At 60.8% G+C, this 13,034-nt stretch carries 9 protein-coding genes; 3 read left to right on the top strand and 6 right to left on the bottom strand.

The genetic code is table 11. The features are described from left to right. The first annotated feature begins 87 nt into the window (after positions 1-87). Both DVH23_RS20770 and DVH23_RS20765 read left to right on the top strand, forming a co-directional pair. Positions 88-1,518 carry a CocE/NonD family hydrolase gene (locus DVH23_RS20770; protein WP_114579292.1) on the top strand — a complete coding sequence of 477 codons (1,431 nt, stop codon included), beginning with the start codon at positions 88-90 and terminating at the stop codon, positions 1,516-1,518. Positions 1,519-1,827: 309 nt separating this feature from the next. Beyond that, the gene (locus DVH23_RS20765; protein ID WP_114579291.1) at positions 1,828-2,469 is read left to right on the top strand and encodes a DUF6250 domain-containing protein; all 642 of its coding nucleotides are present in this window, start codon (positions 1,828-1,830) and stop codon (positions 2,467-2,469) included. Between the two features lie 21 nt (positions 2,470-2,490). On the opposite strand, the gene DVH23_RS20760 is transcribed toward DVH23_RS20765, so the two are convergent. The 3 genes from DVH23_RS20760 to DVH23_RS20750 form a co-directional block, all read right to left on the bottom strand. Further along, positions 2,491-3,444, bottom strand: coding sequence for a hypothetical protein (locus tag DVH23_RS20760; protein ID WP_114579290.1), 954 nt, complete (start codon positions 3,442-3,444; stop codon positions 2,491-2,493). A gap of 158 nt (positions 3,445-3,602) precedes the next feature. Further along, the gene (locus DVH23_RS20755) at positions 3,603-7,211 is read right to left on the bottom strand and encodes a heparinase II/III family protein (protein WP_157972541.1); all 3,609 of its coding nucleotides are present in this window, start codon (positions 7,209-7,211) and stop codon (positions 3,603-3,605) included. Positions 7,212-7,245: 34 nt separating this feature from the next. Continuing rightward, on the bottom strand, positions 7,246-8,337 hold the full coding sequence (locus tag DVH23_RS20750) for a VCBS repeat-containing protein (RefSeq protein WP_114579288.1): 1,092 nt from the start codon (positions 8,335-8,337) through the stop codon (positions 7,246-7,248). Positions 8,338-8,454: 117 nt separating this feature from the next. On the opposite strand from DVH23_RS20750, the gene DVH23_RS20745 reads away from it, so the two are divergent. Continuing rightward, positions 8,455-9,231 (top strand): sugar phosphate isomerase/epimerase, encoded by a 777-nt coding sequence (locus DVH23_RS20745; RefSeq protein WP_114579287.1) that lies wholly within the window; start codon positions 8,455-8,457, stop codon positions 9,229-9,231. 178 nt (positions 9,232-9,409) lie between these two features. Here the strand turns inward: DVH23_RS20745 and DVH23_RS20740 are convergent, their stop codons facing one another. The 3 genes from DVH23_RS20740 to DVH23_RS25165 all read right to left on the bottom strand — a co-directional run bounded on the left by DVH23_RS20740 (position 9,410) and on the right by DVH23_RS25165 (position 13,003). Further along, positions 9,410-10,690, bottom strand: coding sequence for a hypothetical protein (locus DVH23_RS20740; protein WP_114579286.1), 1,281 nt, complete (start codon positions 10,688-10,690; stop codon positions 9,410-9,412). 127 nt (positions 10,691-10,817) lie between these two features. Continuing rightward, a complete protein-coding gene (locus DVH23_RS25170; protein WP_114579285.1) occupies positions 10,818-11,948 on the bottom strand; it encodes an ABC transporter ATP-binding protein in 1,131 nt (376 codons plus the stop codon). After that, positions 11,945-13,003 carry an ABC transporter ATP-binding protein gene (locus DVH23_RS25165; RefSeq protein WP_114579284.1) on the bottom strand — a complete coding sequence of 353 codons (1,059 nt, stop codon included), beginning with the start codon at positions 13,001-13,003 and terminating at the stop codon, positions 11,945-11,947. Before DVH23_RS25165 ends, DVH23_RS25170 begins: the two co-directional genes overlap by 4 nt. Positions 13,004-13,034: the final 31 nt, after the last annotated feature.

Raw genomic sequence — 13,034 nt, 5'->3', positions numbered from 1 at the left:
TCAAGCTCAGAGGCCGTAAGCACAGTGTCTGGATGGTATAGGAATCTCACATGCACCCATCTAGACGTCTCCTGAGAATCTAACCCTATCAGTCCTGACTACGTTCTGATTCGATGGGAACTACCGACTCTGGGAGGTGGCTTCTCGAAGCGTGCGCTCGAGAACCCAGACGTCCAGCGCACGCTGGCGGCCGTCGACACGCGAGACGTCCTCGCGAGCGAACCCGTCGTCGCAGGACAGTCACCGTTGTGCCACGTTCCGAACTACGAGGAATGGCTCCTGGATCTCGCGACCACGGAGGGAACCGACGAACTCTGGGACGAGCGAGGGATCGGCTTCACCCGATATACCGAGGAAAGCGCCGACGTTCCGACCGTGTACGCCGGAGGGTGGTACGATTCCTACGCAAAAGCGACGACCGACAGCTTTCGTGCGTTCGAGGCGGCCAACGACAGCGACCTCTATCTGATTATGGGACCGTGGACACATGGCGGGACTGATGCTTGGACGAAAACACATGCCGGAGAGGGGTCGTTTGGGCCGGAAGCGCGGGTCGACTTCCTCGAGACGCAACTGGCCTTCTTCGATCGGTACCTCCGCGATCGTGATACGTGGGACCGCGCCCCGGTCTCGTACTTTCGCATGGCCGGCGGTGAGGAGCCGACCGCGGCGACCGCGACTGGATCCGACCAGCTCCTTCACCACGGCGGGACGTGGACGACCGCGACCGAGTGGCCGCTTCCGGACGCAGAGCCGACCGTCTACTACGCCCAGCCGGACGGGACGCTCGCGCCGCGAGAACCGACGGTCGAAGATTCGAGTACAACCTATGACTTCGATCCAGCGGATCCAGTGCCGACTCTCGGCGGCAACTGCTCGTCGTACTACACTTTCGAGCCACGAACGGAGTCGATCGAGGAGTACCCCCTCGCGGATCGGCCAACCGAGAGCATCACCGGTCGCGGGGGGTACGATCAGCGAACCCGTCCGGACACGTTCGGTGCCGACCCGCCGTACGGCCCTCTCGAGTTACGGGACGACGTCGTCACTTTCCGTACGCCGCCACTCGAAGACTCTATCGAGGTCGCTGGCCCGATTTCGGTGCGCGTGTACGGATCGACCGACGCGGCCGACACCGACTTCACGGCGAAACTGATAGACGAGTACCCGCCCAGTGAGGATTATCCTGGCGGGTTTGCGCTGAACCTTTGTGATTCGATTTGTCGCGCACGGTACAGGGGACCCCGTCGTGAACCGGAACCGATCGAACCCGGAGAGGTGTATGCGTTCAATATGGAGCCGTATCCGACCGCGAACGTCTTCGCCGCGGGCCACCGAATCAGACTCGACGTGTCGTCATCGAACTTCCCCCGCTACGACGTGAACCACAACACTGCCGCGTCGGCCGACGAACGCGAGCGGGTCGTCGCCACAAACACGATCTACCACGAACGCGACAATCCGACCCACGTGACGCTCCCGATCCGGCTGTCCTGTGACTCCACAGGACAAGGCTGACCGATTACAGCTCCGTTCGACCGACGTGGAAGAGAGCACTCCGCGACGTCGGGTGACCGATCACAACCGCGAACGGTGCCCGAGAGCAATCACTCCTCGCTGGCGAACTCGTAGTCGGCCTCGAACTGTAGTGTCGGCCGCGGGTACGCTTCGAGTCCGACGGGACCCGCATTCGACGCCTACAGTCCGGCGTTCGCGGTGAGATCGAGCCAGTCGCGGTAACGCCCGACTCGATGCGCGGATAGCGGTCGCTGACGAGCGAAGACGGTCGGCGAAAGCTATTGGTTCCTGGTGTATGAACACATCTCCATGTCGGAAAGACCGTCACGCTCGATCGACTTCGACACTGACCGCCTGGATCGAGACCCGTTGTGGAGCGCCGAGTTCGCGGATACCGACGAGTGGCTCGTCGAACGACAGGACCCGGGCGGGAGCGACGTCCGGTTTGAGGACGAACGGTTGCGAATCGATTGTCGCGACTCTGGTGGCGTGACAGTCTGGTCGCGACGGGAGTTTCCCGAGGACGTCGTGTTCGAGTACACGGCTGTCGTCCACGAAAACGGGACGAATCGCCCAACCAGCCGTAACATCAACTGTTTCTTCCGTGCACGAGAGGAACCGGGCCAGCCCCTCGAGGCGACGACTCGGTCGGGCGCGTATCCGGAGTACCACGACTGGCCGAACTACATCTTCACGTTGACCCGAACGCATACCCGCCTCCGCAGAGATCCCGGATTCGATCTTCGAAGCGAACTCATGGTCGGTATTCAGCCCGACGAGGAGTACACGGTCAGGGTCGCGGCCGTCGGCGATCGTATACAGGTCGCGGTCAATGGACGGGTTCTTCACGATTGGACGGATCCTGACCCGCACGGATCTGGATGGATCGGCATGCGGACCTACGACACCGACGTGACCTACCACGACTGGACGGTGTACGGCGTCGAGTGAGGTGCCGACGCCCCCGACGGCTCATTCGAACGCCGCTCGAACGATCTCACGGAGCTGATCGTCGACCATGAGCGCGTCCAGCGTGGCAAATACGATGTTTCCGTCGCCGTACTGCAGTGCGATCTCGAGTTCACGACGCAACCGCTCGGGTGACCGTTGGAGCGAAGGCTCGGCCTTCAGTCCGATGAAGGGGACGAACTCGCTGCGCCTGGGGGTCTGGAGTCGGTCGTGGATCGCCGCCTCAGCCTCAACGTGCTCGATCCGCCATGCAGGCGGGTAGAACCACGCGATCGTCTGGCTGCAGTAATCCAGCTTCAGCCGGTACCCGTAGGAGGGGTTCGGCCGGAATGGCGGCCAGACGTGGTTCATGACAAGCGCGCTCGAGTCGAGCCCTTTCGCGTGATTATAAACCGTCTCCGAGACGTCGACGAGGGTTCGCTCAGCCGTTTGGGCGAGTACCGTCTCCCAATCCCCGCCTCCCTCCCCGTCGTCGGCCGCCGCCCGCTCCCGGCGGTCCTCGCAGCGCTCACAGAAGCAGGCGTAGCGGTTTCGGAACCCGAACCCGTCGAACGCGACGCCGTCGGCGACGGCCAGTGCCTCCTCGATCCGATCCTCTATGGCCGTGATCGACGCCGGATGTTCGAAGCAAAACGCCGGATGGGTGTGGACGACCGGGTAGCGTCGGTGCGAGAGCCGTCGATAGTCCGGCGGTGCCCACTCCTCGAGGGCGTCGAGGAACGCCTCCTCGACCGGGTGAATCTGCTGTAATGCGGCCGGATGGGCTTCTCGGAACTCCGGCGACGGGTACGCCCCGACGGTGGCGAGGACGTCGAGGCCGCGGTCCCTACCGTACTCGACTATCGTCGGATTCGGGTCGGGGAGGACAATCGCGTCGAACCCGCATTCGGAGGCGAGGTCAAGATGTTCCCGCCGTTCCTCATCGCTCGCCGTCGAGAGCTGCCAGGCCGCTTTCATGGAACTACCCCGCGCCCGGCACGTTCGCGAGAGATAGATCGGTGCACAGCTCGTTCTCAACCGGCGCAGACATCGGTGTTTCGACCTGGAACGGGGCCGGCCCCCAGAAAAGTGTCACCTGCATTCCGAGGAGACGACGGAACGCCCGCGACCGGCGATCATCGACCCGGAATCGTCACGTCGACGTCAGTGGGCGCGTTGACAACGTACCCGTGTCCCCCTTCCTCGCGAGAGACGTCGACCGACAGCGGCACCGTCGCCTCGTCACCATCTTCGATCTCGAGGATGACGAAGTTGTCCTGTAGATCGAAGATGCTTGCGTCCTTGACCTCGATCGAGCGGAAGTCGCCGCGGACGTCGACTATGGTCGTCGAATCGCCGGTCTGGAGGTTCTCGATCCGCTTTCCGACGAAGTAGTCGTTGCCGTCGTCGCCTGGAACGTACTTGTTCCGGGTGTTCGCCATTGGGAACTTTACCGGACTCTGGATAACGTTCTCCTCGGGTTTCTCGTCAACGGTTCCTCGAGACATGTCGAAGGAAGTGTCCTCAAGATACACGCGCGAACCCCCGTTCTCGCGTTCCACGTGTTCGATTCGGAATTGTGAGTTGCGGGCGTAGTTCTCGTCGTCGATAAGGACATACTGGTCGGCGAGTTGGTCTCCCTCGGGGAGATCGCCGCCGACGAAGATGCTCGGTGCCTCATAGTCAACTTCAAGGATCTCACCGCCGTGGGAATCGCGTTTAGCGTCGATCACGATCGGTCGTTGGCCCCGGAATTTCGCATGAAGATGGGTTCCCTTCTCCATTCGAATTGCGGCGATGCCGTCGTCATCCTGATGGATCTGGGCGAACTCGGCGTCGCTGGTGATGTTCTGTCCTCGGCCCGGTTTCGCGGTGAACTGCCCTTCAAGCACGCTCAGGACGTAGTCGGTTCGGTCATCGTCGAGGTCGACGCTCATCGCAACTGGTTCGAAGCCCTCGCCGTCCCACTCGTCGACCGGTAGGTCGGTCACCGAATCGACGATGAACTCGCTTTCGACAGCTTCGACGATGCCTGCGTACTGCGTTGGTCCGTCGCTTTCATCGCGGGTCAGCGTGTACTTCTGTTCGTGTTCCTCTTCATCGAGCCCCAAGTTCCATACCATAGGATCGGGGCCGCGAGCGACGATCACATCGTGGTCATCATCACCGAGCATTGAGAGCCGGATCTTCGCGGGTGGGCCATTCCGACTCTTGTCGAGTTCCCAACTGGCCGACCAGCCGTCGTCGCCGTCAGCTTCCTGCGGATAACCAAGGAAACCGTAGCCATTCTCGGGCGGCGCGTTATACCAGAATCCCTCCCCCTCGTACCCCTCGAGGAGGCCGTTGTCCTTTATCATGTCGCCCCAGTAATAGTCCTCGGAGGCGACAGACCCGTCGGCGGGTTCTGAGAGGTCGAGATCAGTATCAAAGTGGACGCCCTGTCCGTGAAACGAGTAGTCGACGGTCTCTTTGCCCTCGCCGTCGACTCGGAACAGGTCGACCATGTAGGAGTTTTCGTCGTCGACGTCGAGCATCGCGACGGTGCGACGGTAGGTGTCGACGCCCTCGTGGGCGTATGTCTGATCGTTTGAGGCGTCAGTAACGGTGTATCCCGTCCGGTTCGAGAACAGGTGAACGCTACCACCGGCGTCTTCGTCGGGCACCTGACTCCACTCGTTGACGACTGCCGTGTTGTGTGTAACGGTCTGGCGCCACCAGCTTGGCATCAATGTATTCTTCGGGTTCCGGCCTGGGTCGTAGGACATCTCTCGACCAGCGCCGTAGACCCATAGGCCGAGTTCGTCATAATGGGTGTGTGACAGCGACGACCCGTAGCGCAACATAGCGCCGCGGTTGTTGCCCTCCTCCGGGCGGAAGATCGCCATCCCCTTTCCGCCCAGGAGTTCTGAATCACGAAGTTCGATGTCGAGATCATCGGGATCCCACTCCGTGATCCGACCTTTGAGGTTGAAGATCGGCCAGGTCCGATCTCGAACCTCCCAATATCCCATTTCCGCGTTGACGTTATTGAGGAGCCCTTCGTTCGGGTCGCCACCCGCGAGTTCGGCCAATTCCTGGGCGTAGTCTGCCTTCTCCGCGTCAGAGTCCGCACGGGCGTAAAACTGTGCGACATCGTCGAAGCTGCCTCCACGCAACGGTTCAGTCGTGTGGCCGATGCCACCGGGATCGCCGCCGTAGTAATGAACATCGCCGAACTGCGGAGCGCGCCCGGCAACGGCACGGCGCTTGCGGCCCTCCACATTGAGATTGATGAATCGCGGATTATCGTAGATATCGTACCCGTCGGGATACGTGTCGTTTCGGAGCAGGTATGCCATGTCTGCCCAGCCAGTATAGCTTGCGCCGTAACCAATCTCGTAGTACATTCCGTCGCGATAGACCGTGTTAGAGAGGAAATTCTTCAGCGATACCTGTCCTTCAAGGGTCCATTCTGCCCAACCGACGTCGTCAAGGCCGAGCAGCGAGGATGCCATCATGACTGCCTGCTGGTAATCGACGGTCCCATTGTGATAGATACGGCTGTAGTCGGATTTCTCGTAGTCGCCGTAGCCACCGAACATATCCTCCCAACAGAAGTATGCCGTCTCGACGATGAGATTCTCGGTTATGTTCTCCTTGATCGATAGCCCCCCATTGGTCGGTGAGTCGACCTCGAGTTCGCCGGAGGTCCAGATAAGGTCCACCGCGTCGACGAAATCCTCGAGAATTCGACCCGCGGTATATCCATGACGGTAGAACACCGCGGGCTGGTCGGATTTGAGGTCTCGGCCAATTGAATTCGGACATGCCGTCGCGAGGACATCGAGGAGTCGCGCGGCCGTGTGAGCGTATTTTTCGTTCTGAGTAATAGAGTAAGTGCGGGCAATCGGACTTAGTGCATTCAGCATGACGCGGACGATCCAGGCGTTGTAGACGCCGACAGGGTAGAACGTCTCCCCGACATAGTCGGCGGCAGCCCATGCGTCCGGGACGTCTTCGGGGACGATCCAACCATCGCCTTCGTCGGCGACTTTGACGCCGTCATGGGTCCCAGGGAACACGCGCCCTTCACCGTCTTTGACCTTCCCGGGTGTCTCCATTCCGACTGGGACGAGATCGGAGCCGTCGACCGGCGACGCAGTGCCGTTCGGAAGTGTCCCGCTATCGGGCCAGGGCAGATCGTACAACGCTCTACCGCTTGGACCAACGATTGGAGCGAGCCCGGTAATTTCCTCATCGCTCATCTCGACGAAGGGTTTCGAAGGGATATAGTCGGGATCGTAATACAGTTCGAACAGGAACTTCGGCATGTAGTCTGCGAGTTCCTGGAGTGAATTGAGCAGATCAGCACCCCACTCTGTATTTTGTGCGTTCCAGCGAGCGTTCTTCACTTGCTCGGGGGTTGTCATCACCCGCGGATGCTCTAATCCGTAGTTGATGTCGTCGAGTACATCCTGTTTTGATACATCGTCGCGATCGGTCGGAACGGCCGCCGCCGAATCTATACTTGAGAGTCCCAAAACCCCGCCAGTCCCGACAATTCCCGCGAGTCTAAGGATGTCTCGACGCTCGAGTCCTGAGCGATCCGATGAATCGCGTGCTCGAGGTGGTCGGTCGTCTCGTCCAGTATGGTTATTGCCAATCACCATGGCGTATGTGGACATAATACACTCTGTATTAACCCTTTTTAAGGCAAAGATACATATCACAAGCTTGTGATCCGATGTGAGCAGAACTAGAGGCAAAAGTGATACCGGGGCTGCGACAGTCGTGGACCAGTCACATCGTTTCGTTGTACCAGACGTCGACGTGCCCGTTGTCGGTGTCGTCCTTGCCGACGACGTCGGGCCGTCCGTTCCCGGTCAGATCGACGGCTTTCGCCTGGTGGGTCGGCGTCCCCTCGTGAACGAGATGGGCCTCGAACTCTCCGCCGCCGAGGTTCTTGAACACGAAGTGACGGGGATTAGCGTGGCCTCCATAGTCGGATTCCGCGACGTAGATATCGGGACGGCCGTCGCCATCGAAGTCGGCGACCTGTAGGCTGTGGGGACAGTGGAGATCGTCGCGTATTACTGTTGGTTCCCAGTCGGTACCCGAGCAGATCCCGAGTCGGCCGTCGTGATAGATGTTATGGCGGGCGCCCAGCGACGGCAACTCGCACTCGGCGAGCAGTACCTCGACCTCCCCGTCGCCGTTGATGTCCGTGGCGACCACTCGCACGCGTTCGTCCTCCCAGTCTGGAGCGATTCGTTGTGCCTCCCACTCCGTCCCGTGTTCGTCCCGTCGATGGAAGATCCGGCGGCCGACGACGAGTTCCGTCCGGCCGTCGCCGTCGACGTCGAGGACTTGGATGCCCTCTGCATCGCCGACACCTGCGGCCACGATTTGACGGTTTCCTCGCGGCCACCCCGATCCCCGTGGGTCGTCGGGTATGTCGTAGTAGCAGACGACCTCGCCGTTCTGGGAGACGAGTACCAGTTCGGGATCGCCGTCGTCATCCACGTCGGCGAACGCTTGGTCGTGGTACTTGTTGTAATCGTTGCAGATGTCGTGGCGGATCCAGGGGTCGCGAGGATCCTCAGGCTGCTCGAACCAATAGGTCAGATGGTGATCCCACGGACCGCCGCTCACGAGATCGAGGCGCCCGTTCCCGGTTATATCACCGAGTACCGCGCCGGGCATGACCGGCGTTCCGGAGACGATCTCGTGGCGTTCCCAGCCGGGATTCTCGTACCAGTAGATCCGCGGTTCGTCCTCGTTTCCCCCGATGATTATGTCCGGGCGACCGTTCCCTGTCAAGTCCGTAGTTTGACAGAGCATCTGTCGCGTACAGGGCGCGTTTTCGTCGATCCGCTCGTGGCGAAACTCCATGAACAGCCAGGAAGTACTGACCGGGAGTTAATAAATACCGATTATGGCACCGGATCGCTATCGCCCTCACGCTTCAAGTCCGATACTGATTTATCGACGACTAGCGTGTTCCGTGTCGTGTATCCGAACCCGTCAGTCGGATTCGTCGTCTCGCACCAGCACTCGGTGACGGAAGCGATCCCGTTCGCCGGTACGGAGGGGTTCGACCATGTCGAGATCAAGATGCACGGTGGCGCGAACCGGAAACGTCTCGAGCGGTCCGAAGACGAGCTAACAGGCTTGCTCGAAGCGGCGGATCTCTCGTTGCTCGTCCATCTTCCTTACCAGCTCGACATCGGATCGCCACACGAACACGTCCAGGCCGGAAGCGTCCGGGAACTCGAGGCGTGTCTGGAACGTGCGGCCGCGTTGGGCGGATCGAAGGCCGTCGTTCACGCCGAATCGAGGGCGTGGCTCGGCGACGACCTCGCCGCGAACGTCCTCGACTCGATTGATCACCTCCAGGGGTACGCGGCGGATCTGGGTGTCGAACTCTGCGCCGAGAATCCCCTTCGCGGAACCATTCCGATCGGCGACTTCGACGACCTGTTCGAGGCGACCGCGGCGTCGATGACCCTCGATACCGGCCACGCACGCTGTGACGGCCTCGATTCGACCGAGATCGCGGCGTTCGTCGCCGAACACGGCGAGCGGATCTCACACGTTCATCTCAACGATACCCACGGGGAGTCCGACGATCACCTGCCGTTCGGCGACGGCACCATCGACTTCGCCGCGATCTTCGAGGCGTTCGGCGACGACTGGGACGGAACCGTCTCGCTCGAAGTCAAGACGAGCGAGTTCGAGGACATCGCGAGGAGCCGGCAGCGTCTCGAGCGGTTGCTCGCGACGTGACGATGTTCCGCGTCGGCGACACAGACCGCCGCCGAGTTCGACCCGATCGTCCCACCGAATAGCCCCGGGCGATCCGGCGAGAATGAGCCCGCCTTCGGACTCCCGGGCGGCGCTGGAGGGCTCTCGATCCAGTTCGTGGCGTCTCTGAAGCGAACCCAACCACCGTGACTCACCGGTGTCAGTAGCCCCCGTCGCCAACGACCGACCCGAGGTCGGCGATGAATACTCGCCGGCGACCAGCCGGACACGCGTTGTAGACGACGTATCGGTGAGACGGCCCCCATGCAGGATGTGGATCGACCCGGAGTCGGTTGTCCAGGCCGGAATAAATGGGCTTTGAGGGGACGCGAAGTATCGTCCGTTCGGTCTCCGTCTCTAGATCGACGAGTCGGATCGGAACCGTCCCATCGTCGAAGGCGACGTTCTCGTGAAGGTACGAGTCGGTCACCATTGTCCGGCCGTCCGGATGGAGGGACGGGTGACCGGATCCCTCGAGAGTCTCCGAAATCGCGTGCCACCCGCTCCCGTCCGGCCGAACCGAGGTGAACCGAAGGACGTCCTCCTCAGCATGCTTGAGATTCATCGTCACGCGCGTCCCGTCGGGCGTCCAGCGAACGTGGTGGCCACCCGCCGACCAGGCCTCGGCCGGCAACGCGAGAGCGAGGTTCGAGCCGTCGGCCCGAAGGGTGATCAACTGTGGGTTCCAATCCCAATAGTTCTCTGGGTTCTCTGGCCAGTAACGCATCGCGAACAGGAGCCGTTCGCCGTTGGGGCTCCACGCGACGTGGAACCCGTAGTAATCGCCGGGTCCGTACCTCCCCGCACAGTCGATCCCGAGCTTGTCGACGATCTCTCCGAGCGACATGATACATTCGGTCTCGCCGGTATTGGCGTCGGTGACGTAGACCCCGTCGTCGTCGGGAGCACCGTCATGGTCCGGGAGCGTCCTATCTGGGACGATAGCCCCGTATCCGTCCTGAGTGACGCGTGTCCCGAGTAAGTCAGGGCTGGCAACTTGTGAGCCGTCCGGAGAGACGTGATAGACCGTCCCGTCGAGGACAGTCCGCTCGTTCGTCCGGAGATTAACCATGACTCCGTGTGGTTCCCAGGTAGTCGTATCGAGATCGTTGAAAAATAGGTGTGCATCGTCGCCGCCCCACTGGACGTGAGCACCCATCTGCGTGTCCCAGCCAGCGGTTTCAGCAATCGTCTCTGTCTCGCCGGTCGTCAGATCGATGCGGGTCACTTTGGCGCGGTCGCCGGGTTCGGGGAGACGGTCCTCAAACGGAAATCTCGTAAGCGCGAGATAGCGTCCCGACGGACTGACCGGCGAGGAATTGAAGAATCGGTGGATGTACCCGGTGTCTTCCGGCGTCACGCACCATGTAGGAACCGCGGGATCGAACCGCTTGTAGCGAGGAAACTGCTCGTCCAGCGTTGCTCGTTCGAGAATCGTCATACAGGCCTATATAATGGATGCCATAACGACGTGCGGTCGTTCCATGAACATGTCTGACACTGATTCGATAGCACTGGTTCACCTCTAAGTAGGGACGAGAGTGACGGAAACGGAACAGAACCCTGCATTAATCGCTCGTTCCGGCCGTCGCATCCGACCCCTCCGATCCGAGAGGATTGTCCGACAGTGTGTCGCTGTGCCAGTACTCGTGATCGTCGTAAATCCGGTAACACGCCGCTTTATGTCTGATAGCTCCGTCCTCGTTCACGGTATCGAGGGGGGGAATCTCCCCTGTACAGACTTCGCGGGCCTCGGGACACCGGGTGTGGAACCGACAGCCGCTCGGCGGATCTACTGGATCAGGAACGTCGATCTCACGGAGGGGCATGTCGTCGGCGTCATCGCGGAGGGAGAGGTCTGGTGTCGCCCACATGAGCGCCTTCGTGTAGGGGTGCTGTGGGTTCTCGAGGATCTCGCGAGCGGGTCCGATCTCGACGAGGTTGCCCAGATACATGATCCCGATGAGGCCGTCCGCCTTTTCGGTCAGATACCAGGCGTTCGAGAGGTCGTGGCTGATGAATACGAACGACGTATCGAACATGTCCCGCAGTTCCAAGAAGAGGTCCATCATCTCGATGCGCAACGAGACGTCGAGCGCCGAGATCGCCTCGTCGGCGAGGATGAGGTCGGGATTCATCAACAACGCCCGGATAAGGGCGACACGCTGTTTCTCACCGCCGGAAAGCTGATGGGGATAGCGCTGTGCGTAGTCTTCGGCCGGGGCCATCCCGACGGTATCGAGCATCCCGAAGATACGAGCCCGACGATCCCGGACGTTGAGGTCCTTCTTGTGGCGTTTCAGCGGCGCCTCGAGGGTCTTGATTACCTTCCGGTTCGGGTTCAGTGAACTCCCAGGATCCTGATGGATGATCTGGAGCGCTTGCCGGATCTCGGTATGGGGAATTTCGACGGTTCCCGTCCTGTCTTTGGCGTCCCAGATGTCCTGTCCGCGATACTTCACGCTCCCCCCGGTCGGTCGTTGAGCGCCGATCACGGTCTTGCCGAGCGTCGTCTTCCCGCATCCGCTCTCGCCGACCAGTGCGATGACCTCACGTTCGGGGATCTGTAGCGATACACCATCGACTGCACGAACGGTATCCGGTTCGCCGAACAGGTTGTTAAAGAGACTCGAACTGCTCTCAAAGTGGACTTCGACATCCTCGATTGAAATGACCGGCTCTTCGTCCCGTCGGCTCATTCGTCTCTCACCTCGGGGAGCGCGTATTCGACGGCATCCGCTGCCTCCTCCCAGTGGAAACACGTGACCTCGTGGCTATCGGTGACTGTCTGATACTGGGGGTCCTCCTGAACACAGAGCTCATCGGCAAGGGGACAGCGCGGATGGTACGAACAGCCACTGGGGACGTCTACGGGATCCGGACTCGCTCCCTCGATCGGATTCATCTCGTCGGGATCGATACCCAGGCTCGGTGTCGCATTGAGCAACGCTCGCGTGTAGGGATGGGCGGCGTTCGAGAGGACTTCCTCTTTCGATCCGCGTTCGACGAACTCGAAGGCGTACATCACGACCATGCGATCGGCGAGGCTCGCGACCAGCGGGAGATCGTGCGTGATGAACACCATCGTGATCTCGTACTTCTCTTTGACCTCGCGAAGCATCCGAAGGATCGATCGCTGCATCAGAAGATCCAGCGCCGCCGTCGGCTCGTCCATCACAAGGACTTTCGGCTGAAGAACCATCGCGAGCGCGATGAGTGCCCGCTGTTTCATCCCGCCTGAGAGTTCGTGCGGGTAAGAATCGAGGACCCGATCAGGATCGAGATACAGGTCCGAGAGGAGTTCGTGTGCCCGCGCCATCCCCTCCTGGAAGTTCTCGTTGTGCGCGTCGATCGTCTCTTCGAAGTGACCCCGAATGGAGTCCGTGGGGTTGAATGAGGACATCGCACCCTGGAACACCATCGAGATCTCCTCCCAGCGGGTTCGACGAAGCTCGTCCTTCGAGAGATCAAGCAAGCTCACCGGCTGATCGGGCTCGGGATAGTATGTTATCTCGCCAGTCAGGACGCCAGGGTCTACGACCGCATCGAGCAGCGCCGAGGCAAACATGGATTTTCCCGATCCACTTTCCCCGACGATACCGATCACCTCCTCGCGATGGATGTCCAGGTCGACCCCATCGAGTACTCTCGACTCGCCGCGATCCATATCGAACACGACGGACGTCTCGCGCACCTCAAGGATGGGTGATTCATCCTGGTTCGTCGCGCTCGTGAACGTGTTATGTGTACTCATACTATCGTTCCTCCCGGTCCCACCCGATCGT

This window comes from Saliphagus sp. LR7, from assembly GCF_003344565.1.
In the GTDB taxonomy this organism is placed as follows: domain Archaea; phylum Halobacteriota; class Halobacteria; order Halobacteriales; family Natrialbaceae; genus Saliphagus; species Saliphagus infecundisoli.
This window is presented reverse-complemented; position numbering and strand designations above follow the sequence as displayed.

What these genes read in the sequence shown, in the direction of transcription:
- DVH23_RS20765 (WP_114579291.1), top strand. Translation starts at nt 1,828, where the DNA reads ATGTCGGAAAGACCGTCACGCTCGATCGACTTCGACACTGACCGCCTG.
- DVH23_RS20760 (WP_114579290.1), bottom strand. Translation starts at nt 3,444, where the DNA reads ATGAAAGCGGCCTGGCAGCTCTCGACGGCGAGCGATGAGGAACGGCGG.
- DVH23_RS20750 (WP_114579288.1), bottom strand. Translation starts at nt 8,337, where the DNA reads ATGGAGTTTCGCCACGAGCGGATCGACGAAAACGCGCCCTGTACGCGA.
- DVH23_RS20740 (WP_114579286.1), bottom strand. Translation starts at nt 10,690, where the DNA reads ATGACGATTCTCGAACGAGCAACGCTGGACGAGCAGTTTCCTCGCTAC.
- DVH23_RS25170 (WP_114579285.1), bottom strand. Translation starts at nt 11,948, where the DNA reads ATGAGCCGACGGGACGAAGAGCCGGTCATTTCAATCGAGGATGTCGAA.
- DVH23_RS25165 (WP_114579284.1), bottom strand. Translation starts at nt 13,003, where the DNA reads ATGAGTACACATAACACGTTCACGAGCGCGACGAACCAGGATGAATCA.